At 31.1% G+C, this 26,800-nt stretch carries 25 protein-coding genes; 12 read left to right on the forward strand and 13 right to left on the reverse strand.

Going from position 1 to position 26,800, the window contains the following annotated elements; genetic code table 11:
- Nucleotides 1-6 precede the first annotated feature (6 nt).
- Together hutI and aroB are read right to left on the reverse strand one after the other, a co-directional pair.
- Nucleotides 7-1,257, reverse strand: a complete 1,251-nt coding sequence (gene hutI / locus AQ1689_RS08275) for an imidazolonepropionase (protein ID WP_101955788.1) — start codon at nucleotides 1,255-1,257, stop codon at nucleotides 7-9.
- Nucleotides 1,258-1,397: 140 nt separating this feature from the next.
- Complete coding sequence (gene aroB, locus AQ1689_RS08280; protein WP_101955789.1) at nucleotides 1,398-2,456, reverse strand: 3-dehydroquinate synthase; 1,059 nt, start codon at nucleotides 2,454-2,456, stop codon at nucleotides 1,398-1,400.
- A gap of 103 nt (nucleotides 2,457-2,559) precedes the next feature.
- On the opposite strand from aroB, the gene AQ1689_RS08285 reads away from it, so the two are divergent.
- Both AQ1689_RS08285 and typA read left to right on the forward strand, forming a co-directional pair.
- Nucleotides 2,560-3,723: a proline dehydrogenase family protein gene (locus tag AQ1689_RS08285; RefSeq protein ID WP_101955790.1), complete on the forward strand. Its 1,164-nt coding sequence runs from the start codon at nucleotides 2,560-2,562 to the stop codon at nucleotides 3,721-3,723.
- 148 nt (nucleotides 3,724-3,871) lie between these two features.
- Nucleotides 3,872-5,644 carry a translational GTPase TypA gene (gene typA / locus AQ1689_RS08290; RefSeq protein WP_101915760.1) on the forward strand — a complete coding sequence of 591 codons (1,773 nt, stop codon included), beginning with the start codon at nucleotides 3,872-3,874 and terminating at the stop codon, nucleotides 5,642-5,644.
- 81 nt (nucleotides 5,645-5,725) lie between these two features.
- Here the strand turns inward: typA and AQ1689_RS08295 are convergent, their stop codons facing one another.
- Nucleotides 5,726-6,901, reverse strand: a complete 1,176-nt coding sequence (locus AQ1689_RS08295) for an AbiH family protein (protein ID WP_101955791.1) — start codon at nucleotides 6,899-6,901, stop codon at nucleotides 5,726-5,728.
- A gap of 287 nt (nucleotides 6,902-7,188) precedes the next feature.
- Between AQ1689_RS08295 and hisG the strand changes: the two genes are divergently transcribed.
- The 8 genes from hisG to hisIE all read left to right on the forward strand — a co-directional run bounded on the left by hisG (nucleotide 7,189) and on the right by hisIE (nucleotide 14,323).
- Entirely contained in the window at nucleotides 7,189-8,046 is an 858-nt protein-coding gene (hisG, locus tag AQ1689_RS08300) for an ATP phosphoribosyltransferase (protein WP_101955792.1), read from the forward strand.
- Nucleotides 8,047-8,082: 36 nt separating this feature from the next.
- A complete protein-coding gene (gene hisD, locus AQ1689_RS08305; RefSeq protein WP_101955793.1) occupies nucleotides 8,083-9,372 on the forward strand; it encodes a histidinol dehydrogenase in 1,290 nt (429 codons plus the stop codon).
- Nucleotides 9,373-9,386: 14 nt separating this feature from the next.
- The gene (gene hisC, locus AQ1689_RS08310) at nucleotides 9,387-10,418 is read left to right on the forward strand and encodes a histidinol-phosphate transaminase (RefSeq protein WP_101955794.1); all 1,032 of its coding nucleotides are present in this window, start codon (nucleotides 9,387-9,389) and stop codon (nucleotides 10,416-10,418) included.
- Nucleotides 10,419-10,482: 64 nt separating this feature from the next.
- Nucleotides 10,483-11,616, forward strand: coding sequence for a bifunctional histidinol-phosphatase/imidazoleglycerol-phosphate dehydratase HisB (gene hisB, locus AQ1689_RS08315; protein WP_101955795.1), 1,134 nt, complete (start codon nucleotides 10,483-10,485; stop codon nucleotides 11,614-11,616).
- Between the two features lie 5 nt (nucleotides 11,617-11,621).
- A complete protein-coding gene (gene hisH, locus AQ1689_RS08320) occupies nucleotides 11,622-12,233 on the forward strand; it encodes an imidazole glycerol phosphate synthase subunit HisH (RefSeq protein WP_101955796.1) in 612 nt (203 codons plus the stop codon).
- Between the two features lie 25 nt (nucleotides 12,234-12,258).
- Nucleotides 12,259-12,972 carry a 1-(5-phosphoribosyl)-5-[(5-phosphoribosylamino)methylideneamino]imidazole-4-carboxamide isomerase gene (gene hisA, locus AQ1689_RS08325; RefSeq protein ID WP_101955797.1) on the forward strand — a complete coding sequence of 238 codons (714 nt, stop codon included), beginning with the start codon at nucleotides 12,259-12,261 and terminating at the stop codon, nucleotides 12,970-12,972.
- Nucleotides 12,966-13,718 carry an imidazole glycerol phosphate synthase subunit HisF gene (gene hisF / locus AQ1689_RS08330; RefSeq protein WP_101955798.1) on the forward strand — a complete coding sequence of 251 codons (753 nt, stop codon included), beginning with the start codon at nucleotides 12,966-12,968 and terminating at the stop codon, nucleotides 13,716-13,718. The genes hisA and hisF overlap by 7 nt, the downstream gene beginning before the upstream one ends.
- Complete coding sequence (hisIE, locus tag AQ1689_RS08335) at nucleotides 13,715-14,323, forward strand: bifunctional phosphoribosyl-AMP cyclohydrolase/phosphoribosyl-ATP diphosphatase HisIE (RefSeq protein ID WP_101955799.1); 609 nt, start codon at nucleotides 13,715-13,717, stop codon at nucleotides 14,321-14,323. Before hisF ends, hisIE begins: the two co-directional genes overlap by 4 nt.
- Before the next feature lie 81 nt (nucleotides 14,324-14,404).
- On the opposite strand, the gene AQ1689_RS08340 is transcribed toward hisIE, so the two are convergent.
- Together AQ1689_RS08340 and AQ1689_RS08345 are read right to left on the reverse strand one after the other, a co-directional pair.
- Entirely contained in the window at nucleotides 14,405-15,247 is an 843-nt protein-coding gene (locus AQ1689_RS08340) for an NgoPII family restriction endonuclease (protein ID WP_101955800.1), read from the reverse strand.
- A 16-nt stretch (nucleotides 15,248-15,263) separates the two neighbouring features.
- Nucleotides 15,264-16,262, reverse strand: a complete 999-nt coding sequence (locus AQ1689_RS08345) for a DNA cytosine methyltransferase (protein WP_101955801.1) — start codon at nucleotides 16,260-16,262, stop codon at nucleotides 15,264-15,266.
- A 127-nt stretch (nucleotides 16,263-16,389) separates the two neighbouring features.
- Here AQ1689_RS08345 and AQ1689_RS08350 point away from each other — a divergent pair, with 127 nt between their 5' ends.
- Both AQ1689_RS08350 and AQ1689_RS08355 read left to right on the forward strand, forming a co-directional pair.
- A complete protein-coding gene (locus AQ1689_RS08350; protein WP_101955802.1) occupies nucleotides 16,390-17,541 on the forward strand; it encodes a class I SAM-dependent methyltransferase in 1,152 nt (383 codons plus the stop codon).
- A 239-nt stretch (nucleotides 17,542-17,780) separates the two neighbouring features.
- The gene (locus AQ1689_RS08355) at nucleotides 17,781-18,698 is read left to right on the forward strand and encodes an EamA family transporter (RefSeq protein ID WP_101955803.1); all 918 of its coding nucleotides are present in this window, start codon (nucleotides 17,781-17,783) and stop codon (nucleotides 18,696-18,698) included.
- A 157-nt stretch (nucleotides 18,699-18,855) separates the two neighbouring features.
- Here the strand turns inward: AQ1689_RS08355 and AQ1689_RS08360 are convergent, their stop codons facing one another.
- The 8 genes from AQ1689_RS08360 to serC all read right to left on the reverse strand — a co-directional run bounded on the left by AQ1689_RS08360 (nucleotide 18,856) and on the right by serC (nucleotide 26,789).
- Entirely contained in the window at nucleotides 18,856-19,704 is an 849-nt protein-coding gene (locus AQ1689_RS08360; protein WP_101915342.1) for a DUF1853 family protein, read from the reverse strand.
- A gap of 120 nt (nucleotides 19,705-19,824) precedes the next feature.
- Nucleotides 19,825-20,727: a tRNA (adenosine(37)-N6)-dimethylallyltransferase MiaA gene (gene miaA, locus AQ1689_RS08365; protein WP_101955804.1), complete on the reverse strand. Its 903-nt coding sequence runs from the start codon at nucleotides 20,725-20,727 to the stop codon at nucleotides 19,825-19,827.
- A 15-nt stretch (nucleotides 20,728-20,742) separates the two neighbouring features.
- Nucleotides 20,743-21,561 (reverse strand): ion transporter, encoded by an 819-nt coding sequence (locus tag AQ1689_RS08370; protein ID WP_101915340.1) that lies wholly within the window; start codon nucleotides 21,559-21,561, stop codon nucleotides 20,743-20,745.
- Nucleotides 21,562-21,599: 38 nt separating this feature from the next.
- The gene (locus AQ1689_RS08375; RefSeq protein WP_101955805.1) at nucleotides 21,600-22,694 is read right to left on the reverse strand and encodes an exonuclease domain-containing protein; all 1,095 of its coding nucleotides are present in this window, start codon (nucleotides 22,692-22,694) and stop codon (nucleotides 21,600-21,602) included.
- A 30-nt stretch (nucleotides 22,695-22,724) separates the two neighbouring features.
- Nucleotides 22,725-23,390, reverse strand: coding sequence for a YggS family pyridoxal phosphate-dependent enzyme (locus AQ1689_RS08380; protein WP_101915339.1), 666 nt, complete (start codon nucleotides 23,388-23,390; stop codon nucleotides 22,725-22,727).
- Nucleotides 23,391-23,443: 53 nt separating this feature from the next.
- Complete coding sequence (locus tag AQ1689_RS08385; RefSeq protein ID WP_101955806.1) at nucleotides 23,444-24,682, reverse strand: DUF1015 domain-containing protein; 1,239 nt, start codon at nucleotides 24,680-24,682, stop codon at nucleotides 23,444-23,446.
- A gap of 13 nt (nucleotides 24,683-24,695) precedes the next feature.
- Entirely contained in the window at nucleotides 24,696-25,652 is a 957-nt protein-coding gene (locus tag AQ1689_RS08390) for an NAD(P)-dependent oxidoreductase (RefSeq protein WP_101915337.1), read from the reverse strand.
- Between the two features lie 60 nt (nucleotides 25,653-25,712).
- Complete coding sequence (gene serC / locus AQ1689_RS08395; protein ID WP_101955807.1) at nucleotides 25,713-26,789, reverse strand: 3-phosphoserine/phosphohydroxythreonine transaminase; 1,077 nt, start codon at nucleotides 26,787-26,789, stop codon at nucleotides 25,713-25,715.
- Nucleotides 26,790-26,800: the final 11 nt, after the last annotated feature.

Genomic DNA, 26,800 nt, shown 5'->3' on the forward strand with positions numbered 1-26,800 from the left:
AACAATCTAAATCATTTTCCCATTAATAAAAACGGTATCAATTAATACAGAACCAAAATTATAAGGAATTGCGCCGTAGCTTAAAATTTCTTTTGTAATGATAAAATTAGCCTTTTTACCAATGGTAATACTTCCAACTTCTTCGGATAAATCCATAGCGTAAGCACCGTTAATAGTTGCTGCATTAATCGCTTCTTCAGGAGTCATTTTCATTTTAATACAAGCAGTTGCAACCACAAAATTCATGTTTCCCGAAGGCGTAGAACCAGGATTAAAATCGGTTGCTAAGGCTAAAGGCAATCCTGCTTCAATAATTTTACGAGCAGGCGTATAAGGAATACTTAAAAAATACGAGCAAGATGGCAAAGCAACAGGCATGGTATTGGTGTTTTTCAAAGCATTAATATCATCAGAATTCATAATTTCTAAATGATCTACCGACAAGGCATCGTGTTTTACACTTACTTGAACACCGCCAATAGTTGTAAATTGATTTACGTGTACTTTTGCTCTTAAACCGTGTTTTTTACCCGCTTCTAAAATTCGGTCGGTATCTTCTACTGAAAAATAGCCAGTTTCACAGAAAGCATCAATAAAATCAGCTAAATTTTCTTCGGATATTTTAGGTAACATTTCATTGACAATTAAGTCGATATAACCGTCTTTATTGTCTTTATATTCCTTTGGAAAAGCGTGTGCACCCAAAAAAGTAGCTTTTATAGGAAGATTGTAATTTTCACGTAATTTTTTAATCACACGCAGCATTTTTAATTCGGCATCAACGGTTAAACCATAGCCCGATTTAATTTCAACAGCACCCGTACCAAGCTTCATAACTTCCTCTAAACGAACTGCCGATTGAGCGTATAAATCCTCTTCAGAAGTTTGTTGTAGTTTCTTTGCAGAATTTAAAATTCCACCGCCGTTATTCGCAATTTCTTCATAAGTTAAGCCGTTAATTCTATCTACAAATTCTTGTTCTCGATTTCCTGCATAGACAATATGTGTGTGTGAATCGCACCAAGTTGGCAGTATCATTTTACCTGTACAATCAATTTTTTTATCAAAATTAATTCCTTTTAAATCGGCTGATTTTAAGTGTGTCATTTCGCCAAAATCAATTATTTTATCATCTTTAATTAATAAAAAGGCATTTTTAATTGTTGGTAAAATAGCCATCGCTGCTCCTGAAACTTTTTTAACAGCAGCATCTCTAACTTGAATTAATTCTTTAATATTTATGAATAATGTGGTCATGTAATTGTTTTTTTTTGATAAATGAGCCGTAAAATGCACTCATTTTTAAAATTTACTAGAAAATAAATAAACAAGAGGCTTAAAAAACCTCTTGTAGCATATAAATACGCTTAAATATAATCAGAATAATTAGGCGTTTATTATGAATTATAATACTGTAAACTTTCGATAATTAATTGATTTGTAACGGTGCAATTAATTTTAAAATCTCCAAAATCGTTTAAAAGGACGAAGTTAATTTCTCCGCCAATATTTTTCTTGTCGTGTTTCATCAATTCTAAAACAGGCGCAAAATCGGCTTCTAAAATAGCTGTTTTTCCGTAAATAGCAAGAATTGTTTTTTTAACATCCGCTACTTTATCCGAAGGAAAATTTAAAACTTTAGCAGAAAGATAGGCTTCGCAAACCATACCGATAGCAATTGCTTCGCCATGTGTTAACGTATCTTTATGCGCATTTTCTAAAAAATAAGATTCTATTCCGTGTCCAATTGTATGCCCCCAATTTAAGGCTTTACGAACGCCGTGTTCTTTTGGATCTTCTAGAACAACTTCGTTTTTAATTTCAATAGAACGATGAATTAAATCAATAATATTTAATGTTGGATTGCTTTTAATTTCATTGTATAAATGAACATCATGAGTCATTCCGTATTTAATAATTTCGGCAGTTCCTGACCTAATTTCTCTAGGCGAAAGGGTTTGTAAATATTCAGGATCTAAAACCACCATTTGAGGATTGGCAAACAAACCAATCTGATTTTTTAAAACGCCTAAATCAACACCCGTTTTTCCGCCAACCGAAGCATCTACCATACTTAATAAAGTGGTTGGAATGTTTACAAAATCAATTCCTCGTTTAAATGTTGAGGCTACAAAACCGCCTAAATCGGTAATAACGCCACCACCCAAAGTAATTAAAACACTTTTTCTGTCGGCACCTAATTCGGTCATAGCGCTCCAAACACCTGCACAGGTTTCTAGGTTTTTATGAATTTCACCAGCATCAATTTGAATGACTTCAATTTTTTTATCGGTTTCTAATAATTCGATAAAACGAGGATAACAATGCGTAATCGTGTTATCATCTACTACTATAAAAATAGTAGAATACTGCTTATTACGAATTAAATTGGCTAAGGATGTGTATCCTTTTTCGTTAAAATCAATAGGGTAGGTTACTGCTTGAATAGAAGTCATTTTGGTTTGAAAATTTAAAGCAAAAATAAATAGAAAAAATTAAAATATATCATACAGTAGATTTATATTTGTGTTTGAAATCAAAATAATAGGACTTCCTACAATGACACTTTTTAACAACACCGAAACTGCTTTTAAATTAAAGTCTGACTCAGAGTTAGAACGCGCATATTTTTTATTTAAAATGATACAAAATCAGCCAATGGTTCGTATTGGTACCGCAGTCACTAATTTTGCCTTAAAGGCGCACTTACCTGTTGAGGGTTTAATTCGTTCAACTGTTTTTGACCACTTTTGTGGTGGCGTAACAGAAGATGATTGCTTGCCTAACATAGAAAAAATGCACCAAAAAGGAAATGTGCACAGTATTTTAGACTACTCTGTTGAAGGGAAAGAAGATGAAGCGCAGTTTGACAACGCTTTAAAAATGACCTTAAAAACGATTGATTTTGCTGAAGAAAAAAAATCAATTCCGTACGCTGTTTTTAAACCAACAGGGTTTGGACGTTTTGCTTTATATCAAAAGTTAACAGAAAACCAAGCGCATACTACTCCAGAAAAAGCAGAATGGGAAACCGTTGTTGCTCGTTTTCATAGAGTTTGTAAAGCTGCAGTAAAAAAAGATGTTCCTTTATTAATTGACGCAGAAGAAAGTTGGATGCAAGATGCCGCCGATGATTTAATTGAAGAATTAATGGAAACATATAATAAAGACAAAGCAATTGTTTTTAATACGCTACAAATGTATCGCCATGATCGTATGGATTATTTACGTGGTTTACATCAAAGAGCCCACCAAAAAGGATACCATATTGGTTTGAAAATAGTACGTGGTGCTTACATGGAAAAAGAACGTGAAAGAGCGGAAGAAAAAGGCTATAAATCGCCAATATGTAAAGACAAACAAGCTACTGATGACAACTATAACGAAGCAGTTCGTTTTATGATGGAGCATAAAAACATGGCTATTTTTGCAGGAACTCATAATGAAGAGAGTTCTTATTTATTAATGAATTTAGCAAAAGAATACAGTATAAAAGCAACGGATAATCGCATGTGGTTTGGGCAGTTGTACGGTATGAGCGATCATATTAGTTTTAACTTATCCAAAGAAGGTTATAATGTAGCAAAGTATGTTCCTTTTGGCCCGGTACGTGACGTGATGCCTTATTTAATCCGTAGAGCCGAAGAAAATACTTCGGTAGCAGGGCAAACATCAAGAGAGCTTAATTTGATAAAAATAGAGCGAAAACGACGTAAGCTGTAAAGTTATTAATAAAATTAATTCCAAATATATTACCTAGTGCTTTTAGAGAATATGAACAATATTTAGACAAAGAATAATAATTCATCGACTATTTACAGTATATTTATATATAAAACACTAGTTTTGCAACTTTAAAAAACGACCAAGAATGCAACCAATTAGAAATATTGCTATTATAGCCCACGTTGACCACGGTAAGACCACTTTGGTAGATAAAATTATAGATCAAGCAAAAATATTAGACGAGCGTAAAGAACGTACTGATTTATTGTTAGATAATAACGATTTAGAGCGTGAAAGAGGGATTACAATTCTTTCTAAAAACGTATCTATAAACTACAAAAACACAAAAATCAATGTAATTGATACACCTGGTCACGCCGATTTCGGAGGTGAAGTAGAGCGTGTATTAAAAATGGCTGATGGTGTTTTATTATTAGTTGATGCATTTGAAGGACCAATGCCACAAACTCGTTTTGTATTAGGTAAAGCCTTAGCTTTAGGATTAACTCCTATTGTTGTTGTTAACAAAGTAGATAAAGAAAACTGTACGCCTGATATCGTTCACGAAAAAGTTTTTGACTTAATGTTTGCTTTAGAAGCAACTGAAGAGCAATTAGACTTTGCTACTGTTTACGGTTCTGCAAAGAACAACTGGATGAGTACTGACTGGAAAAACGAAACTGATAACATCATTCCATTATTAGATGCTGTTTTAGAATCTATTCCTGCAACTAAGTACAATGAAGGAACTCCACAAATGCAAATTACTTCTTTAGATTTTTCTAAATTTACAGGAAGAATTGCTATTGGACGTGTTTTTAGAGGTGACTTAGAAGTTGGTAAAGAATACATGTTATGTAAAGCTGATGGTGTTCAGAAAAAAGTAAGAATTAAAGAATTACACGTATTCGAAGGAATGGGTAAAGTTCAGGTAGAAAAAGTACCTTGTGGAGATATTTGTGCTATTACAGGTATTGAAGGATTCGAAATTGGAGATACTATCGCTGATTTAGAAAACCCAGAAGCATTACCAAGAACAGAAATTGACCAACCTACTATGAGTATGTTGTTTACAATTAACAATTCTCCTTTCTTTGGTAAAGAAGGTAAATTTGTAACATCTCGTCACATTCGTGATCGTTTATTCAAAGAATTAGAAAAGAATTTAGCTTTAAAAGTTGAAACTACTGATTCTGAGGATAAATTTAACGTTTTCGGTCGTGGAGTATTACATTTATCAGTACTTATTGAAACAATGCGTCGTGAAGGATATGAATTACAAGTGGGAAGACCACAAGTAATTCTTAAAATGGTTGATGGTAAGAAACATGAGCCAATGGAAACATTATCTATTGATGTACCAGAAGATATGGCATCTAAAGCAATTAACTTAGTATCTCTTAGAAAAGGAGATATGTTAGTTATGGAGCCTAAAGGTGATTTACAACATTTAGAATTTTCAATTCCTTCTAGAGGATTGATTGGTTTAAGAAATAAAATTTTAACAGCAACTGCTGGTTCAGCTATTATTAACCACAGATTTAGTGAATATGGTCCTTATAAAGGAGACTTTACTGAAGAGGTAAAAGGTGCTATTATTTCTGCAGCAGCTGGTAAAGCAACTGCTTATGCGTTAAACCGTTTACAAGATAGAGGTAAGTTTTTTATCGATGTTAACCAAGAGATTTATGTTGGACAGGTAATCGGTGAAAACAGTAAATCTGACGAAATGGCTGTAAACTTAGTAAAAGGAAAGCAATTAACAAACATGCGTAAATCTGGTACAGATGAAGCTATGAAAATTGCACCAAAAGTTGATTTTTCTTTAGAGGAAAACATGGAATACATTAAAGCTGATGAGTACTTAGAAGTTACTCCATTAAGTTTACGTATGCGTAAAATTAACTTTAAAGCATAATTTTAAGAAATTATATTTTAAAATTTTTATATAAAAAACCACCTAGAAATAGGTGGTTTTTATTGTTTAATATATGATTTTTTATGACATTGGATAATAAGTAACTGGATTGCTTTTTTTTAGAAATAATTCTTTTTCTCTTTCACGAATTGTAGAATAATCAAAATTTGTCATTACAGGAAAATTAACAGATTGTTGTAAAGAAATTACTTTTTCTCTTAAAAAAGCTTCTGAATCAAATATTCTAGCAAGATTTGCGTATAATTCAAATAAGTTGGCTGCTTTTAGTTGTTCATTTTCTAAGTCGGAACGTTTTAATAATTCAATGTTTTGACAAGCATTATCATCTAAAATGGTTTTTAAAATTGTTTTATCTGTTCCTCCTAATGAATGCCCGATTACTAAAACATCATATTTATCGAAAGTAGCTAATTGATTAAGGACTTTTCTGTAATTTTTGCTTTTTAAATAATCAAAAGTTTTAAAGTATTTTAAAAAATTATTATTTTTACTAGCTTTCATTTGTTGATAGATTTCGTCTGTATCATCTCCGTAACCAAAAATAATATCTTCGGATAAACTATTGTGAATATGTATGTTATTTCTACCTAAAGAAGAGTTTGTATAGTTTTCTATTGTGTTCGTATAATTAAAATTAATGAAAGAGACTTTTTTTCTGCCTATAAAATGCTTTTCAAAAGAATTATTTACAGAAGTATTACGTGTTGGTTTTATTTTATCGTTTAAATATTTTTTTAAGGATTCTTTTATTTCTTGTAAATTTTTATTAAGTATGTCTAATTCTTCATTATGATTTTCTTTTGGAAAAGTATAAATATCTTTTAATTCTTCGTAATATGCTTGTTCAATATCGAACCAGTTTTCAAAGGAATTTGAATATAATTTACCAAGTAATTCATTAGATATTAAAAGCTTAACATATTCATTATTAGAATTTAAAAAAGTAGAAACTTTATTTGTTTCATTTTGTTGAATTAAATATGCAAGATTATTTAAGAATTTATCATCTGTTGATTCAGTTGATAAATCACTAAAAAATACAGTTCCATTTTGATTAAGATAAAGAAGAAGTTCTTTATTTAAAAATTGTTTGTTATTTTCGAAATCAAATACTTTGGTTATAATAACCTCATTTAAATAATAATTTGCAAAATCATTATAACTTGTTTTTAATCCGTGGGCTAAATCAAAGCCATTACCGATAATTACAATTAAATTTTTACTCTTTTCTTTCATAATTTTTTAAGTAAATATAATTAACAATTACCAATATTTTGTTTAATTTTAATTTTTCCTTGTGAGATAAAAAAAAAAGACAAATATTTGTAGTATCAAAATAAGAACATGAATTTTAATCAATTACATCATCATCATCATATTTGCACTCAAGCGAACTGAAGATGTATTGACTAAAAACAACACATATTTTAAACCCGTTTGAGTAAATCAAACGGGTTTTTTCATTTCTAAAAATAGAAGTTTACTACACCTTATACATTTACTCAAACTAATTAATCATCAAAATGAGTAAATTAAAAATTGCAATTCAGAAATCAGGAAGGTTAAACGAAGATTCATTAAGTCTTTTAAAAAGTTGTGGTATTTCTATCGATAATGGAAAAGATCAGCTAAAAGCCTCGGCAAGTAACTTTCCTTTAGAGGTTTTTTATCTTCGAAATGGCGATATTCCGCAGTATTTAAAAGATGGCGTTATTGATATTGCTATTATCGGTGAAAATTTATTAATTGAAAAAGGAGGCGATATTGAGTTTATTGAAAAATTAGGATTTTCTAAATGTAAAGTGTCGTTGGCAATCCCAAAAGCTGAGGAATATACAGGATTATCTTATTTTCAAGATAAGAGAATAGCGACATCATACCCGAATACAGTTCAACATTTTTTAGCTACAAAAAATATTACTTCTCAATTACATATTATTAACGGTTCTGTTGAAATTGCTCCAAATATCGGCTTGGCTGACGGTATTTGTGATATTGTATCAAGCGGATCTACTTTATTTAAAAATAACTTAAAAGAGGTTGAGGTTATCTTAAAATCGGAAGCTGTTTTGGCGGTTTCTCCTAAATTAGAAACATCACAGCAAGAAATTTTAGACAAGTTACAATTCAGAATTCAATCGGTTTTAAAAGCAAGACGTTCTAAATATATTTTATTAAACGCTCCTAACGATAAACTAGAAAAAATCATCAATATTTTACCAGGAATGAGAAGCCCAACGGTATTGCCATTATCAGAAAAAGGCTGGAGTTCGGTACATTCAGTTTTAGATAAAAATGAATTTTGGGAGGTTATAGACGAACTTAAAAAGAATGGAGCAGAAGGTATTTTAGTATGCCCGATTGAAAAAATGGTTGTTTAAAAAGGGGTATTTAATAAAAATTCAAGAAGAAATAACATGAAAATTATAAAATATCCAGCAAAAAAAGATTGGGCATCGTTGTGTAAAAGAGCCATTTTAAATCAAAATAATTTACAAGAAACGGTTCAAACTGTTTTAAATGATGTCAAAATCAATCAAAATAAAGCCTTAACAAAATATGCAAAATTATTTGATAACGTTTCTTTGACATCTTTTGAAATAAATCAACAAGAAATTGAAGAAGCTGATAAATTAGTTAGCACAGCGTTAAAAGAAGCAATTCAATTAGCAAAAAGTAACATTGAAATTTTTCATAATTCTCAAAAAGAAACAGCCAAAAAAGTAGTTACTACTGCAGGTGTTACTTGTTGGCGTAAAAGTGTTGCTATCGAAAAAGTTGGTTTGTATATTCCTGGAGGATCTGCACCTTTATTTTCAACAATTTTAATGCTAGCAACTCCTGCAAAAATAGCAGGTTGTAAAGAAATCGTATTGTGTACGCCTCCAAATAAAGAAGGAAAAGTTCACCCTGCAATTTTATATACGGCGGCATTAGTTGGTGTTACCAAAATTTTTAAAGTTGGCGGATCTCAAGCAATCGCAGCAATGGCTTATGGTACAGAAACAATTCCTAGTGTGTATAAAATTTTAGGGCCGGGAAATCAGTATGTAACCAAGGCGAAAGAATTAGTTCAGCAAGAAGGAATTGCCATTGATATGCCCGCAGGACCAAGCGAAGTTTTGGTTATTGCTGATGAAACATCAAATTCGGCATTTGTAGCTGCTGATTTACTATCGCAAGCAGAACACGGAGCCGATAGTCAAGCGGTTTTAGTAACAACTTCATCAGAAATTGCTCAAAATATACTAGCGGAAGTAAACAAGCAAGTAAAAGAATTACCTAGAAGAGAAACTGCCGAAAAAGCATTAGAAAACAGTTTTGTAGTTGTTTTAAATTCTTCGGATGAAATGATTGATTTTAGCAACGAATATGCACCAGAACATTTAATTATTGCTTCTGAAAATGCATCAATATATATTGATAAAATTAGCAATGCAGGTTCGGTTTTTTTAGGAAATTATAGCTGTGAAAGTGCAGGTGATTACGCAAGTGGTACAAATCATACGTTGCCAACAAACGGGTATGCAAAAAATTATAGTGGTGTTTCTTTAGATAGTTTTATCAAAAAAATTACTTTTCAACAAGTAACAAAACAAGGAATAGCAACTATTGGAAAAGCAATAGAATTAATGGCAGCAGCCGAAGGTTTACAAGCACACAAAAATGCTGTTACTTTACGATTAAAAGATATTGAGAGAAATTAAAATAAGAAAATAAGATGTTTAATTTAGATAAAATAGTTCGCCCAAATATTCAAAAATTAAAAGCATACTGTTCAGCAAGAGATGAATTTAAAGGAACTGCTGAGGTATATTTAGATGCAAATGAAAATCCTTTTGGAATTTTAAACAGATATCCTGATCCTAGGCAAATAAAAATTAAAGAGCGATTATCAGTACTTAAAAAAGTTACTGAAAATCAAATTTTTATAGGAAACGGAAGTGATGAAGTAATTGATTTAGCATTCAGAATTTTCTGTGAACCATCAAAAGATAAAGCCTTAACTTTTTCGCCTACGTATGGAATGTACGATGTTTCGGCAAATATTAATGATGTTGAGTTAATTAAACAACCATTATTACATGATTTTAAAATAAATTTAAATCAGTTACAACCATATTTAGATATGGAGGATGTGAAAATTATATTTATTTGTTCGCCAAATAATCCTACGGGAAATTGTTTTGATGATGAAACGATTGAATATATATTAGAAAATTTTAATGGAATTGTACTAATTGATGAAGCTTATATTGATTTTAGTTCAAGAGCTTCTTATAGTACTAAATTAGAGAAATATCCAAATTTAATTGTCAGCCAAACTTTCAGTAAAGCTTGGGGATTGGCAGGAGTAAGAGTAGGAGTGGCTTATGCAAATTCGGAGGTTATCGATTTGTATAATAAAGTAAAACCACCGTATAATGTTAGTACTTTAAATCAAGAAGCTGTAATAGCATCTTTATATAATTTAGCTCAATTTGAAATCAATAAAAATATCATTATCAATGAAAAAGAAACGCTGATAAATGAATTGAAAAAGATTGATTTTGTAAAAAATATATATCCTACTGAAGCTAATTTTATTTTAATAGAAGTGAAAAATGCAAATTTAATTTATAATAAATTAGTTTCTGAAAAAATAATTATCAGAAATAGAACAACTTTAATTGATAATTGTTTGCGAATTACGGTAGGAAAATCCGAAGAAAATAAACGATTAATCACTGTATTAGCGTCATTAAAATTATAAAAACAGTAAACTTCATAGATTTTTAAAATCAGTGAGGTTTCTTATCAGAAGATAAAAAAATAAGATGAAAAAAGTATTATTTATAGATAGAGATGGAACTTTAATTAAAGAACCAGCAGACCAGCAAACAGATTCTTTTGAGAAATTAGCCTTTTATCCGAAGGTATTTCAAGGATTAAGTAAAATAGCTAAAGAATTAGATTTCGAATTGGTTTTAGTTACAAATCAAGACGGATTAGGAACGGAAGTGTATCCAGAAGATACTTTCTGGCCTGTACATAATTTTGTAATGAAAACTTTGAAAGAGGAAGGAATTATTTTTTCACAAGAAATTATTGACAGAACTTTTGCTAAAGATAATCAGCCTACAAGAAAACCAAATACAGGTTTGTTAACAAAGTTTTTTTCGGAAGAATATGATTTAGCAAACTCATTTGTTATTGGAGATCGTTTAACAGATGTTGAATTAGCAAAAAACTTAGGAGCAAAAGGGATTTATATAAATGATGAAACTTTTTTAGGTACTGATGAAATTACCGTTAAAAGAAGTGCATTAGATGATTTTATCGCCTTAGAAAGTAGCGATTGGAATGCTATTTATGAGTTTTTAAAGTTAGAAGAAAGAACATCTGAAATTGTTAGAAATACCAATGAAACTAAGATTGATATTAAATTAAATCTTGATGGAACTGGTAAAAGTAACATTAGTACAGGAATTTCTTTTTTCGATCATATGTTAGATCAAATTGCACGTCATGGGCAAATGGATTTAGATATTCAAGTTAAAGGAGATTTAGAAGTTGATGAACATCACACAATTGAAGACACCGCTATTGCTTTAGGTGAAGTTTTTAATAAAGCTTTAGGTAATAAATTAGGAATAGAACGTTACGGATTTTGTTTGCCAATGGATGATTGTTTAGCGCAAGTAGCTATCGATTTTGGAGGTAGAAATTGGTTAGTTTGGGAAGCAGATTTTAAAAGAGAAATGGTAGGTAAAATGCCAACAGAAATGTTTTTTCACTTTTTTAAATCGTTTACCGATGGAGCTAGATGTAATTTAAATATTAAAGCAGAAGGCAAAAATGAACATCATAAAATTGAAGCTATCTTTAAAGCATTTGCAAAAGCAATAAAAGTTTCTGTAAAAAGAGATCGTAGTAAAATGATTTTACCATCAACCAAAGGAACGCTATAATTAATATGATTGCAATTATAAAATACAATGCAGGTAATATACGCTCTGTTCAAAATGCTATTACTCGTTTAGGGTACGATAGTATTATAACAGATAATCCTGCTGAAATACAACAAGCAGATAAAGTAATTTTTCCTGGTGTTGGCGAAGCTAGTTCGGCAATGGCATATTTAAGAGAACGTAAATTAGATGAACTTTTAGTATCGCTAACCCAACCCGTATTAGGTATCTGTTTAGGATTACAACTTATGGGAATGTCTTCAGAAGAAGGAAATACAAAATGTTTAGGGATTTTTAATACGGTTACAAAAAAGTTTCCGCCTTTAGAAAAAGTTCCGCACATAGGGTGGAATAATTTTGATAAAATAAAAGGTTCAGAAATTAAAGATTCTGATATAAATTCAGCAAAAATACTCGCAAATTTAAAACTAAATGATGATGTGTATTATGTGCACGGTTTTTATGCTGAGGTTTGTGAAAACACCATTGCAACCTGTAATTATATACAACCATTTAGTTCAATTATGCAAAAGGATAATTTTTATGCAATGCAATTTCACCCTGAAAAATCAGCAAGTATTGGTGAAAATTTATTGAAAAACTTTTTAGAATTATAAGGCTTCAAAAATAAAAACAAGAAAAATGAGAATTATACCCGCCATAGATATTATTGAAGGAAAATGTGTACGCTTAACAAAAGGTGATTACGCAACCAAAAAAATATATAACGAAAATCCGCTTGAAGTAGCTAAAGAATTTGAAGACAACGGCATCGAATATTTACATTTAGTAGATTTAGATGGTGCTAAATCGCAGCATATTGTAAATTATAAAATACTAGAACAAATTGCAGCTAAAACTAATTTAAAAATTGATTTTGGTGGTGGATTAAAATCAAATGAAGATTTACGAATTGCTTTTGAAAACGGAGCTAGTCAAATTACAGGCGGTAGTATTGCGGTTAAAAATCCAGAAATATTTACAGGATGGTTAGCCAAATATGGGGCTGATAAAATTATTTTAGGTGCCGATTGCATCCAAAGAAAAATTGCAACCCACGGATGGTTAGAAATATCAGAAGTTGATGTTATTGATTTTATCAATCAATATGAAAAAATAGGTGTAAAAAATACTATTTGTACTGATGTCGCAAAAGATGGAATGTTACAAGGAGCATCCGTAGATTTATATAAAGAAATTTTAAGTAAAAGCGGTATAAATTTAATTGCTAGTGGAGGCGTTGCTAGTATTGACGATTTAATAGAATTGAAAGAAATCGGCTGTGAATCGGCTATTTTAGGAAAAGCTATTTACGAAGGATATATCAGCTTAAAAGAATTACAAAAGCTATGTTAAAAAAAAGAATAATACCTTGTTTAGATATCAAAAATGGAAGAACTGTAAAAGGAATTAATTTTGTTGATATTAAAGACGCTGGTGATCCGATAGAATTAGCAAAACAATATGTAAAAGATGGCGCTGATGAATTGGTTTTTTTAGATATTACAGCTACTCTAGAAAATAGAAAAACATTAGTAGATTTAGTTGAAAAAATAGCACAAGAAATAAACATTCCTTTTACTGTTGGTGGTGGAATTAGTTCTGTTGATGATGCGTTGGCATTGATAAAAGCTGGTGCTGATAAAGTGAGCATCAATTCATCGGCAGTTAAAAATCCGCAGTTAATTACCGATTTAAAAAACAGATTTGGAAGTCAGTTTGTGGTGGTTGCTATTGATACAAAACATGTAAATGATACATGGAAAGTATTTACAAAAGGTGGAACTCACCAAACTGAATTAGAAACAGTTGCTTGGGCTAAAGAAGCAGAAAAATTAGGCGCAGGTGAAATTTTATTAACCTCAATGAATAATGACGGAACAAAAGCAGGTTTTGCTTTAGATATCACAAATTCGGTTAGTAAAGCCGTAAATATTCCTGTAATTGCCTCAGGAGGCGCGGGGAAAGAAGTGCATTTTAAAGATGTTTTCACCAAAACAGAAGCGAGTGCAGGCTTGGCAGCAAGTATTTTTCACTTCGCAGAAATACCGATTCCAAAATTAAAAAAATATTTAAAAGAACAAAATATAGCAGTAAGATGAATATAGCATCAAACATAAAATTGAATATAGATTTTACAAAATCAGACGGATTAGTGCCTGTAATAATTCAAAATGATACCACATTACAAGTTTTAATGTTAGGGTATATGAATGAGGAAGCCTTCTTGAAAACAAAAGACACAAATAAAGTTACTTTTTTTAGCAGAAGTAAAAACAGGTTGTGGACAAAAGGCGAGGAGTCTGGTAATTTTTTAGTTGTAAAAGATATTCAAATCGATTGCGATAATGATACTATTTTAATAAAAGCAATACCAGCAGGAGCAACTTGCCATAAAGGAACTACATCATGTTTTGCTGATGAAACTCCAAAAGGTTTTTTATATGAATTAGAGCGTATTGTTTCTGATAGAATTGATACTGATCATCCAACTTCATATACAAATAAATTGTATAAAAGAGGAATTAATAAAGTTGCTCAAAAAGTTGGTGAAGAGGCTGTTGAATTGGTTATTGAAGCAAAAGATAATGATGCCGATTTATTTAAAAATGAAGCTGCCGATTTATTTTATCATATTGTAATTCTTTTAAAAGCAAAAGGTTTTACGTTAAGTGAAATTGAAGCAGTTTTAAGAGAAAGGAATTAAATGATTTATAAATTATTTAAATAAATTAAAAAAGATAGCAAGTTTGATAACTTACTATCTTTTTTTGGTTTCGCCGTTCATTTAAAGACACAACTTTATCAATTTGCAATCTATTAATTTGGCAGGATTGTTAGGGTCTTTTATCTGAGTATTTTCAATGCTAAAGCCATTTTCATTAATTCCTTTAAGTTTAGTTTTACTTTCTTTAGGGAAGTTATTATATTTATCCGTAGGAATTATAGCAACTAATTCAAAATTTTTGCCAGTAGGTTTATGTAAATAACTGAAAACTTTTCTTGGGTTTTCAATTTGCCACATTCCTCTAATTCTCAAGTTTGTTATGCCTAATGGGTCAACTTGATTAACTCTTCCTAATTCTTTTGTTTCAGAAAAAATAACATCTGAAATAGTTTTTATCCCATCAGAAATTGTTGTTTTTATTCTTTGATAAGTTTCATGTTTTGCTGCATAAGAATTACCATAAACCATCCATAATGATTTCAGATTAGTATCATTTGTATGTCCAACACAGTAAATTAAATCTTTTACTGTCCAATTTTCACATTCCTTACATTCTTTTGTAATCATAGGACTTGTGTGTTTTAAATTAGTTTTTGGATAACTGCTATTTAAAGCTAAACTTGAATTTGCACTCTGCGTTTTTTTAACTTCTATTGCGTCTCCGCCCTTTATCATAATATCAGGAGGATTATTTTGTGAACCTAGCCATGAAAATTTTTGATTATAAATTTTCATTTTTTGAAATTCATCTGTAATTCCTAATGTTCCAGCGAAGGCATCTTTGATGTAATTTTCAAGAGCATCTCCCATTCCATTTGCTCGATTTCTCCCTGAATATAAATCACGTATTTCAAAGTTTTTTTGATTTACAATATTATAAATTGCTTCTAAAATATTTGTCATTTTGTAACTGATTTTTTTATTTGTTTAGCATTTTTATTTGTTGCATAATACTACTAGCTAAAAATTTCGCTAAATTAACAGGAACAGCATTTCCAATCATTTTATAACCTGCCGCAATTTTTTTATAATGAAAAATAAAATCATTTGGAAATGTTTGGATTCTAGCACATTCTCGAACACTTAAGCGTCTATATAAATGCTCTTTTCCAGGGGCAAAAACACGAATATTTTGCTCGATAAATTTCATTTTAGGAGCTTGTGGATGAATAGGAGCATGCCTTCCACCCGCTTGTATTGTATAAGATTGTTCGTCCCAACTTCTGACTCTATTTCTTGACATAAACATTGATGAAAAACCTCCAGTCATATATTCATGATTTGGAATCACACAATTTTCGCCATTTGTATTATTAAATTCTAAAGCTGGTAAAACACCTTCTTTTAAATCTGAAATTGCAGTTTCAAGAGTAATTTTTGGAAACGTTTCCGTTGGGAATTGATATTTAAAATTCAAATCTTTTCTAATTCCGATAAAAAACACTCTTTTTCTATCTTGCGGAACATTATAATCGGATGCGTTAAGCATTTGAAAAGAAAGTTCATATCCAATTCCTGCATTTTTGAACAGTTCTTTTATTCCATCTAAAGCTTCTGTATGTTTTGAAATTAGCATTCCACTAACATTTTCAGCTAAAAAGAATTTGGGTTGTTTTGCTTCTAGTATTCTGATGAAATCGTAAAATAATTGACCTCTTTTATCTTTAATTCCTCTAGCCGAACCTGCTTCACTCCAGCTCTGACAAGGTGGACCACCAATTATTCCATCGCACTCAGGAACTTCTTCGGCAGGAATATTTACAAGACTTCTTTTGTCAAGAATTGTATTTGGATGATTTTTTTCATAAGTTTCCCAAATTTCTTTATCATATTCATTTGCCCAAATGACATCAAAACCTGCTTTTTGAAATCCTAAATCAAGTCCACCTGCACCTGCAAAAAAAGATACTATTTTCATATATTTATTGGGTTTAAATTTTTTAAAAACGCTATAAAAAAACAAAGATACTTAAAAGCGATATGTTGCTAAATTAAATTCATCATTTATTACTAGCAAACCAAAGCATATTAAGTATTTTTGCAAAATGAATGAATTTCAACAATTAAAAGATACCTTAAACGAAAGTGTTTTAGAAGCTACTTTTGTAAAACTAACGTTAAGTAAACCTATCAAAAAAAGTGATGGATTGCCAAATGTATATGTCCGTTTAGTAAAGATAAAAGGCGCAGAAATGTTCCAATTTACCTATCATTATAATACCAATGATAAGGTTCAAAATTATACAATTACTGAAGCTATTACCGAAATAGAAATTCTATTGATGGATAACTTTAGAGCGGCAACTTTGTTTACCTTAACCAAAGATTTATTGATATTTATCTCTAAAAGAAAATTAGTTTCTTACCGAGAAAATATGGCGAGTTTCAAAAATAAATTACCAGAAACTCACGACAAACCAAAAGAGCGCTTAGCCGAGGCAGGGAGTTATTTGCATCATTTAGGAATTACCGACAAAGACGGAAAGGTTATTCATAAAATGGCTGATAAATACCGTCAAATCAATAAATATTTAGAAATTATTGAAGGCTTATTAAAATCTACACGATTACCAAAACACATTAATATTGTTGATATGGGATCGGGTAAAGGCTATTTAACCTTTGCTTTGTACGATTATTTGGTAAATCAAAAAAAGTACAGCGCAACCGTTACAGGTATTGAATTGCGTAAAGAATTAGTCGATTATTGTAATGATGTTGCCGAAAAATCAGCCTTTACAAAATTGTCGTTTGTAGCGCAGCCAATTCAAGAATACGACAACAATAAAATTGATATTTTAATCGCTTTACACGCCTGCGATACCGCTACTGACGATGCTATTTATAAAGGATTATCGGCAAAAGCAGAACTGATTATTTGTGCGCCTTGTTGTCATAAACAAATCCGTCAGCAAGTAAAAGGAAAAGAGCAAGAAAGCCCGTTATTAAAATACGGAATTTTTAAAGAACGTCAGTTTGAAATGGTTACAGATACCATTCGTGCGTTAATTTTAGAAAAAAGTAATTATAACACCAAAGTTTTTGAATTTATAAGCAACGAACATACCCGTAAAAATGTAATGTTAGTGGCTAGTAAATCAATCAAAAAGAACGATATTTCTAAAATTGATGCTAAAATAGCAGGTTTAAAAGATGCCTATGCTATTGAAAGTCATTATTTAGAAACACTTGTTTAAAAATAGTTATTTTGATCATTTTATAGATAAAAAAATCACCATTATTGGTGGTTTTTTTGTTTTAAAGCTTTTTGTATTTTTAAAATTAGCACAAATTCCTAGCCCCGATTGAAGCAATTGTTTGAGCTCCTTTTTGTTTTTTTCTTTTAAAAAAATAAAAAGAGCGAGTGCGCAAAGCGGGAAATAGCTCCTAAAAAATCAAAAAATATTGTAGTACATTTACGTTTTAAAACCCCAGCATGAAAAATTCAAAATTCTTAATTATAGCCGCCTTTTTTTCAATATATATAATTTGGGGTTCTACCTATTTATTTAACAAAATTGCCGTTACCGAAATACCACCATTATTTTTAGCGTCGATACGTTTTTCAATTGCGGGCGTTTTAATTATGATGTTGGCTAAAATCATGAAATTACCCTTAAAAATTAGTAGAAATCAGCTTGTAAATTCAGGAATTGCAGGGTTTTTATTTTTGGTGTATGGAAATGGTGTTTTTGTATGGGCATTAAAATATGTCGATAGCGGTTTTGCAGCTTTATTAGCCTCGACACAGCCGTTATTTGTGCTATTTTTATTGCGTTTAATCGACGGGAAAAGATTACAAAAAAAATCGATAATAGGTGTTTTACTAGGTTTAATAGGAATGTATTTATTGGTCAGTCAGCAAGAAATAACTACTTCGGAAGGCAGTGTTTTAGGGATTTTTATGATTTTAACTTGCGTACTAAGTTGGAGTTACGGAAGCGTATTTGTGTCAAAAGCCGATTTGCCAAAAAAACATTTAGTAAGCACGGGCTATCAGATGTTATTAGCGGGTTTTATGTTGGCAATAGCAAGTTTGGTTTTTAAAGAAACTTGGATTTCGCCATTAAATTGGTCGTCAAAAACCCAAGGAGCCATGTTTTTTCTAATCATTTTTGGTGGAATTGTGGCTTTTACGGCATTCAATTATTTGTTAAAATCAGTTTCTCCCGAAAAAGTAGCAACATCGGCGTATGTAAACCCGATAATCGCCTTATTTTTAGGTTGGAATCTATTAAACGAACAATTAACAACCCAATCAATCGTAGCGTCTGCGGTTTTATTATTGGGCGTTTACTTTATAAATTCAAGAAAAAAAGTAGTAAAAGTATTGCCTAAAAAAGGAAGTTTTTAAGCATTTTTGTAATTGATTTGTTTATTATTTGAAGCAATTTCCCGCTTTCCGCACTCGCTTTTTTTTGAAGAAAAATCAAAAAAAGAGCTCAAACAAAGCTTCAATCGGGGCTAGGGTTTTTTGCACAAAACATTATTTTTGCTATTAAAAAAACAAGTTACCACCAAATAACAAAAAACTTCAACAATTCACCATTTGATTTTTTTAACCAACAAAGTGGCGCTCTTTCTTGGCTTAAAAGTAGCTGAAGGTTTGTGGTAAAATTATTAAAAGTTAACCAATCAATATTTGTGTGAGGTTGTGTTAACCAATTGTGTTTTGTTGGAATATAAAATTTACAGTCTTTAAACTGATTTAATTCCAGCAAAGTAACATAAAAACCGATAATACAATCGGTATTAATTAGCGGATATTTAATATTTTCTTTGTGATGTTCTTGCTTAAAATCATTCAAAGGAACAAATAACTGCGCTTTAAAATAAAGTTGTTGTTCCAGGTTTTTAGCCTCTAAATTTAGTGTTTTTAAGTAGTTTTCACATTGTTTAGAATAGAGTAGTGGCAGTTGTTTTTCTTTAAGTTTGGTTAATTTCTGAACCAAAGAATCTTTTTTATTAGGACCAATCCAGCGTTCTAATTCATTTTTTTCTTCAAGATTTTTTTCAGAATTATCATACAAATAAAACTTATAGACAATTTCTAGATGAATTGGTTTTTCATCTTTTAAAAGCAAGCAATCTAATTCGCCAAGGGTAATTTTTTCTTGTTGAATTTGAATGTTTTCGGCAATAATCTGAAGGCGTTTATCCTGTTGAAATTCAAAAGAAACAAAACGTTCCACTAATTTCCCTAAGCGTGGAATTTTTGTGATTTCTACTAAAAAAGAAGCTATTTTTGTAGCATTTATTTCAAATTGCTGTAAACAAAAAACACCTTTTCCGTTCCAAAGAAAAGGTGTTTTTAAAAAGCCTTCATATTGTAATTGTAAGTCTTTTAATTGTTGATGCATCCGTTAAAAAAGTTTTGATATGCCTTGTGACTGAGTTTATTTTAGCATCGCATTAAAAGAGATAACTAGGGCAAATTATGATGAGAACCTGAACTAAATTCAGGTTGACGGATTCGATTTTTATATTTTATCTTCTAAACAAGTAATAATTTGTTGAATATCATCTTGAAAATCGAACCAATTAATTTGGGTATCTCTACGAAACCAAGTTCCTTGTCGTTTTGCAAAACGGCGGGTATTTTTCTTAATTTCTTCAATGGCAAATTCTTTGGTAAAATTCCCTTCAAAATATTCAAATAATTCGCGATATCCAACAGTTTTTAATGCGGTTAAATCTTTATGAGGTTGCATTTTTTTAGCCTCTTCAAGCAAACCGTTTTCTAACATAATATCAACACGTTTATTAATTCGGTCGTACATAATTTGTCTGTCGGCAGTTAAACCGATTTTGATAACTTCAAAATTACGAGGCGCTTTGGGTTTGTTTTTAAAAGAACTGTATGTTTTGCCCGAACCAATACAAACCTCTAAAGCACGCATTACCCGATGCGGATTATCAATCGTAATAGTATTATAGGTTTCAATATCGAGTTCTTTGAGTTGTTCTTGAAGTTTTTCGATGCCATTTTCTTCAAGCTCTTTGGTTAGTTTTTCTCTGATACTAGCATCAACTTCAGGAAAATAATCCAAGCCTTTTAAAACGGCATCAATATATAATCCGCTACCGCCAACCATAATTTGCACAGGATTTTCAGTAAACAATTCGTCTAATTTAGCGAGTGCATCTTTTTCAAATTGTCCGACAGAATAGTTATCAAAAATACTTCTATTCTGAATAAAATGATGTGGCGCAGCTTCCAATTCTTCCGAAGAAGGAACCGCAGTTCCGATGCTCATTTCTTTAAAAAACTGACGAGAATCACAAGAAACAATACTGCAATTAAAATGCTGTGCAAGTTTTATACTTAATGCTGTTTTTCCGATTGCCGTAGCACCAACAATGGTAATTAGGGTGTTTTTCATTTTAATTGTGTAAATTTAATCGTGTAGTTTATTTCCGCAGTGATTGCAAAAAAGTGCATCATCATCATGCCCTTCATACGAACAGTTTGGGCATGATTGTGTGTTTAAATCAAGCTCGTTTACTTTGACCATTTCAGAACTTACAATTCCTGTGGGAACGGCAATAATTCCGTACCCTAAAATCATAATAATACTCGCTACAAACTGCCCAAAAGGTGTGTGTGGAGCAATGTCGCCATAACCAACTGTGGTTAGGGTTACAACCGCCCAATAAACGCTTCGAGGAATGCTTGTAAAACCGTTTTCTCCGCCTTCAATTAAGTACATAATAGTTCCTAAAATAACGCATAAAATCAATACAAAAAACAAGAAAACGGTAATTTTTGTTCTGCTTGCTTTTAAGGCTTTCATAAAATTATTAGACTCTCCAACAAAGCGAGCGAGTTTTAAAATTCTAAAAACCCGTAGCAATCGCAAGGCTCTTAATGCTACTAAACTGTGTGTTCCTGTAAAGAAAATTGCCAAATATTTTGGTAAAGTTGACAGTAAATCAATAATTCCATAGAAACTAAAAATATATTTCGATGGTTTTTTTATCGATACAATTCGAGCAATATATTCGATTGAAAATAACCCTGTAATAATCCATTCAGAAATATTTAAAAGCGTTCCGTGTTTTGCATTAATACTTTCCACACTTTCTAACATTACCAGTAAAATACTCGCAAGTATGGCAATTAATAAAACGATATCAAATAATTTACCACCTGAGGTATCGGCTTCATAAATTACTTCATGAAGAGTTTCTTTCCAGTTTTTAATGTTTTTTTTCAAGTGTTTTTTTTTAACAGTTTTAACAATTTTAATGATTTTTATTGATTTTCAACGGCTAATCGTACTATTTTTGATACCTTATTTTTAAGTAAATAATTTTTAATAATCGTTTTCGCTAATTCCGTATTTTCAATAGGTGTTAGCATGGGTTTTAAAATAGCTAATTGATTTTCTTGAAAAGCCAAACTGGTATATGCATAGCCTACAACCATATTATTTTCAATTAAAATAACGGCATTTTCTTCAGGAGTTCTTCCTTTATCAATCACTAATAAATTATCGTGATTAAAGTTTTTAGTAGAAATTTTTGGCTTACGGATAACATTATACTTAGGTTTTAATTTAAGCAGTTCTAAATGATATTTTAAGCGGGTAAAAAGTAAATTCCCTGTTTCTTGATAGGTAATTTCGTGTATTCTTTTTATTATTTTTAGCCCTTTAGGACTGTCTTTTAAAAGAAGTTTATTTACTTCATGTTTTATATTTTTACCCCTACCGATAAAAATAATAACACCTTGTTCACTATGCACATAAAAAAGCCCTTCTTTTTCGGGTAATTTATCTAAAATTTTTAAATAACGTTGTTTTACGTGCCTGTTATCGGCATATTTTATAGATTTCTGAATAATACTTTTATCCGTATCTTTTTCTAGTAACAATTTGAACAATTGTATGGTTGCCAAGGCATCACCATTGGCTCTATGTCTGTCGCTCATTGGAATACCGATAAATCGACATAATTTACCTAAACTATGTGAAGGCGCTTCCGGAATTAGCTTTTTACTAAGGGCAACCGTACAAAGGGTATTTCTTTGGTAATTATAGCCTAAGCGGTCAAATTCTGTACGTAAAATTCGATAATCAAAACTTGCGTTGTGTGCTATAATAATACAGTCTTCTGTAATTTCAAGAATGCGTTTTGCTACCTCATAAAATTTAGGAGCATTGCGAAGCATATTGCTGTTAATCCCTGTTAATTTAACAACAAACTCTTGTATTTCTCGTTCAGGATTAACCAAACTAATAAACTGGTCAACAACTTGATGACCGTCAAATTTATGAATGGCAATTTCTGTAATACCTTCTTCGTTAAATTTTCCTCCTGTGGTTTCAATATCTAAAATTGCGTACAAATCTTTTTTTTTAAACTGATAAATGTAAAACTAAACAATATAATTTCGAACGCCAAAAATAGCGCTACCAATTCGCACCATAGTACTGCCATTTTTTATAGCTAGCTGATAATCACCACTCATTCCCATTGATAATGTTTTTAAATCAGTATGTTGTTTTTTACTTTGGTTGAAAAAGTGTGCTAAAGCTGTAAATTCATCCGTTAATTGTTCTTGGTTTTGGGTAAAAGTAGCCATTCCCATAAAGCCTACAATCTTTATATTTTGAAGGGCTAAAAGTTCTTCGGATGAAATAATTGCATCAATATCTAAAAATGACAAGCCAAATTTTGTTTCTTCCTTGGCAATACGAGCTTGTAATAAACAATTAATTACACGGTCGTGTTTTTTTGCTTGTTTGTTAATTTCTTTCAGGGTTTTAAAGCTGTCAACACCATGAATTAAATTTACAAAATGCGCCATATATTTAACTTTGTTACTTTGTAAATGCCCAATCATATGCCATTCGATGTCTTTTGGCAACGCATCAAATTTTGCCGCCATTTCTTGAATTTTATTCTCACCAAATATTCGTTGCCCAGCATCGTAAGCTTCTTGAATATCGGTAATAGGCTTGGTTTTCGAAACAGCAACTAAAGTTACATTTGCTGGAATTGTTTTTTTTATTTCGATAAGATTTTCTTTAATTCCTGTCATTTTATTGTTTTTTCAAGATATTTCTTGCTATTATTTTGATGTTTTTTGATGCGCTAAAATTCATAAATAGTTAAAGCACTTCTTAACTTAGGCTCTATATACGTTGTTTTTGGTGGCATTAACATATCGGCATCTACAATTTCTTTAAGCTCATTAATAGCGGTTGGTAACATTCCGAAGGAAACTTTAAATTTACCGCTATCAACTTTTGTTTTTAATTCTAAACCATCCGATTTATCTTGAGAATATAAAATTTTAGACGCATTTCGAATATCATCGATGCCTAAAATAGGTTTTAAAACAGCGGTATATAAAACTTGCGCATCTAATTTACTTAAAACATCTGTAAATTTATATCTTGATAAGCGTAAATTTAAGGCATAAAATTCGCCATTTAAATACATGCTAAATTGATGCTTTTCTTTGGGTTTGTATAATTCTTGCCCCCTGTTTTCTATTCTAAAAAAAGTATCTAATTCAATTAAAAATTCTTCAGGAGTTAAGCCGTTTAAATCAGTAATAAATCGATTAAATTCATAAATACTCAATTGACTTTCAGGCAACAAATAACTCATAAAAAAGTTATATTTTTCATTTCCTGTATGATTCGGGTTTTCTTTGGCTAAGTTTTTAGCCAATAAACAAGCAGAGGTAGACCGATGATGCCCATCGGCAATATACAAGGTATCGATTGCTTGAAAAGCAGTGGTTATTTGTGTAATATCCTCTTTATTATCAACCAGCCATAATAAATGATGCTCTTTATCGGTGGTTGAAAATTCATATTCGGCTCTAGTTGCTTTATATTTTTTAATAATAGCGGTAATAACACTATTATCAGGATAAGTAAGCAATACCGGTTCGGTATTAAACCCCGTGTTTTTTAAATAATTTTCAAACAATAACTCTCTTTCCTGAAGCGTTCCTTCGTGTTTTTTAATGACATTATTATGATAATCATCCACAGAAGTTGCTGCAATAATACCGCAAAAAGATGCCGTTGCGGTTGTTTTTTGATAAATATAAAACCCCGCAACCTTATCTTTGGTAAAAATACCATCATCTTTAAATTCTAAATACCGATTGTGTACCAATTTAAAGCGTTGTTCGCCTGTAATATCTTGTTTATGATATTTATAACCAGGGTTTAAAACATGTAAAAATGTATAAGGATTAAACGCTAATTTAGCATTTAACATTTCTGGGCTATAAATTTCATACGATTTTGACGAAACCAACCCCACCTTGTCTCTAGTAGCTCTAACAGCTTTAAACGGTTTTACAATTGCCATTAATAATTTAAATTTATACGTGTAATGAATTAATAATTTTATTTGCCAATTCCGTTCCTATTTTATGCTGTGATTCTACGGTAAAAGAAGCAATATTAGGGCTTAAAGACAGCTCAGGATTCATTAATAATTGAATCTCTGGCGTAGGCTGATTTTCAAAAGTATCTAAACCAGCATACTGTACTTTTCCACTTTCAATGGCATTTACAAGGGCAATTTCATCTACCAAACCACTTTGGGAAACGTTGATAAAACCAACACCTTTTTTCATTTTTTCAAACTCTTTAACACCAATAACATGATTTTCTTCGGATGCTAAATGTACCGTAATAAAATCAGCTTCTTTTAATAAGTCATCAGCTGAGGTAAAATCGATTTCAATATCAATAGCCTGTCCGTTGTAAAATTCAATAGGAATTGTAATTGAATCACCAAATTCAACATCGTAGGCAATAACTTTCATCCCTAAACCTAAGGCAATTTTTGCTACCTGTTGTCCTTCGGTACTCATTCCTATAATCCCTAAAGTTTTTCCACGAACTTCAGTTCCTGCTGAAAATTGTTTCTTTAAAGCATTAAAACTCGTATCACCTTCTAGAGGCATTTCTCTATTAGCTTGGTGTAAAAAACGAGCCATTGTTAATAAGTGTGCAAAAACCAATTCGGCAACAGCATTGGCACTTGCATCTGAAACATTAATAATTTGCACACCACATTCTTGGGCGTAAACAACATCAATATTATCGTTCGTTGTGCTTGCGTTTGCAATCAGTTTTAAGGTAGGGCAATTATCGATCAGTTCGGCATGAATTTCTGTGCTATTTTTAATAACAACAACATTAATTTGCTCTTCATTGATAAAATTGTCTAACTGTTCTTGCGCAACTTTGGTTGTTATTACTTCAAATCCTGCATTTTCTAGGGTAGCTGTTCCACCGTCTAAGATTCCGTCGTTTACTAATATTTTCATTTAAAGTATATTTCTTTTAATTGGTAATTTCAATTGATAAATTAATCGGTAATTTTATAATTAACTTGTTCTTTCGAGTTCTTGCATCACATCGACCAAAGCCTGAACACTGTATAAAGGCAAGGCATTGTACATACTTGCACGGTATCCGCCAATACTTCTATGACCATCTAAACCATTAATATTTGCTTGTTTCCAAAGTGTATCAAATTTATTTTTTAAAGCTTCGGATGCGATACTCGATGTAATAGTAAAGGTCGCATTCATATGGCTACGATCTTCTATTGTAGCACTTCCTGTAAATAATTGGTTTCTATCGATTTCAGCATATAAAAGTGCCGATTTTTGTTCGTTTACTTTTTCAATAAACGGAATTCCACCTAATTTTTTTAACCATTCTAGGGTTAGCATTGAGGTGTAAACCGCAAAAACAGGCGGTGTATTAAACATGCTATCTTTATCGATAAACGTTTGATAATTTAACATTGAAGGAATAATACGTTCCACTTTTCCTAAAATATCGTTTTTTACGATAACAAGCGTTGTTCCCGCCGGACCCATGTTTTTTTGTGCGCCTGCATAAATTAAATCAAATTTTGAAAAATCTAATTCACGCGAAAAAATATCGGAACTCATATCACATATTAAAGGAACTTCGGTTTCTGGGAAACTTTTCATTTGCGTTCCGTAAATAGTATTATTGCTCGTACAATGAAAATAATCGGCATCGGTAGGAATGCTATAATTTTTAGGAATGTAATTAAAGTTTTTATCTTCGGATGAAGCAACGGTAACAATTTCGCCAAATAATTTTGCTTCTTTAATGGCTTTTGAACTCCAAGTTCCGGTATTTAAGTACGCCGCTTTTTTGTTTAATAAATTATACGCGGTCATTAAAAACTGATTGCTTGCACCACCTTGTAAAAACAATGCCGTATAGCCTTTGTTTTCTAAACCTAGTAATTCTAAGGCTAAACTACGCGCATTTTCAATCACATTTACAAAAGAGGTACTTCTGTGAGAAATTTCAACTAACGATAAATCATCATCATTAAAATTAATAATTGCTTCGGATGCTTTTTGTAAAACTTCTTCAGGTAAAATACAAGGACCTGCGCTAAAGTTATGTTTTTTCATGGCTGATATTG

Source organism: Tenacibaculum finnmarkense (assembly GCF_900239185.1).
GTDB classification, from domain to species: domain Bacteria; phylum Bacteroidota; class Bacteroidia; order Flavobacteriales; family Flavobacteriaceae; genus Polaribacter; species Polaribacter finnmarkensis.

Coding starts and splice junctions, on each gene's coding strand:
- hutI (WP_101955788.1), bottom strand. CDS start 1,257: ATGACCACATTATTCATAAATATTAAAGAATTAATTCAAGTTAGAGAT.
- aroB (WP_101955789.1), bottom strand. CDS start 2,456: ATGACTTCTATTCAAGCAGTAACCTACCCTATTGATTTTAACGAAAAA.
- AQ1689_RS08285 (WP_101955790.1), top strand. CDS start 2,560: ATGACACTTTTTAACAACACCGAAACTGCTTTTAAATTAAAGTCTGAC.
- typA (WP_101915760.1), top strand. CDS start 3,872: ATGCAACCAATTAGAAATATTGCTATTATAGCCCACGTTGACCACGGT.
- AQ1689_RS08295 (WP_101955791.1), bottom strand. CDS start 6,901: ATGAAAGAAAAGAGTAAAAATTTAATTGTAATTATCGGTAATGGCTTT.
- hisG (WP_101955792.1), top strand. CDS start 7,189: ATGAGTAAATTAAAAATTGCAATTCAGAAATCAGGAAGGTTAAACGAA.
- hisD (WP_101955793.1), top strand. CDS start 8,083: ATGAAAATTATAAAATATCCAGCAAAAAAAGATTGGGCATCGTTGTGT.
- hisC (WP_101955794.1), top strand. CDS start 9,387: ATGTTTAATTTAGATAAAATAGTTCGCCCAAATATTCAAAAATTAAAA.
- hisB (WP_101955795.1), top strand. CDS start 10,483: ATGAAAAAAGTATTATTTATAGATAGAGATGGAACTTTAATTAAAGAA.
- hisH (WP_101955796.1), top strand. CDS start 11,622: ATGATTGCAATTATAAAATACAATGCAGGTAATATACGCTCTGTTCAA.
- hisA (WP_101955797.1), top strand. CDS start 12,259: ATGAGAATTATACCCGCCATAGATATTATTGAAGGAAAATGTGTACGC.
- hisF (WP_101955798.1), top strand. CDS start 12,966: ATGTTAAAAAAAAGAATAATACCTTGTTTAGATATCAAAAATGGAAGA.
- hisIE (WP_101955799.1), top strand. CDS start 13,715: ATGAATATAGCATCAAACATAAAATTGAATATAGATTTTACAAAATCA.
- AQ1689_RS08340 (WP_101955800.1), bottom strand. CDS start 15,247: ATGACAAATATTTTAGAAGCAATTTATAATATTGTAAATCAAAAAAAC.
- AQ1689_RS08345 (WP_101955801.1), bottom strand. CDS start 16,262: ATGAAAATAGTATCTTTTTTTGCAGGTGCAGGTGGACTTGATTTAGGA.
- AQ1689_RS08350 (WP_101955802.1), top strand. CDS start 16,390: ATGAATGAATTTCAACAATTAAAAGATACCTTAAACGAAAGTGTTTTA.
- AQ1689_RS08355 (WP_101955803.1), top strand. CDS start 17,781: ATGAAAAATTCAAAATTCTTAATTATAGCCGCCTTTTTTTCAATATAT.
- AQ1689_RS08360 (WP_101915342.1), bottom strand. CDS start 19,704: ATGCATCAACAATTAAAAGACTTACAATTACAATATGAAGGCTTTTTA.
- miaA (WP_101955804.1), bottom strand. CDS start 20,727: ATGAAAAACACCCTAATTACCATTGTTGGTGCTACGGCAATCGGAAAA.
- AQ1689_RS08380 (WP_101915339.1), bottom strand. CDS start 23,390: ATGACAGGAATTAAAGAAAATCTTATCGAAATAAAAAAAACAATTCCA.
- AQ1689_RS08385 (WP_101955806.1), bottom strand. CDS start 24,682: ATGGCAATTGTAAAACCGTTTAAAGCTGTTAGAGCTACTAGAGACAAG.
- AQ1689_RS08390 (WP_101915337.1), bottom strand. CDS start 25,652: ATGAAAATATTAGTAAACGACGGAATCTTAGACGGTGGAACAGCTACC.
- serC (WP_101955807.1), bottom strand. CDS start 26,789: ATGAAAAAACATAACTTTAGCGCAGGTCCTTGTATTTTACCTGAAGAA.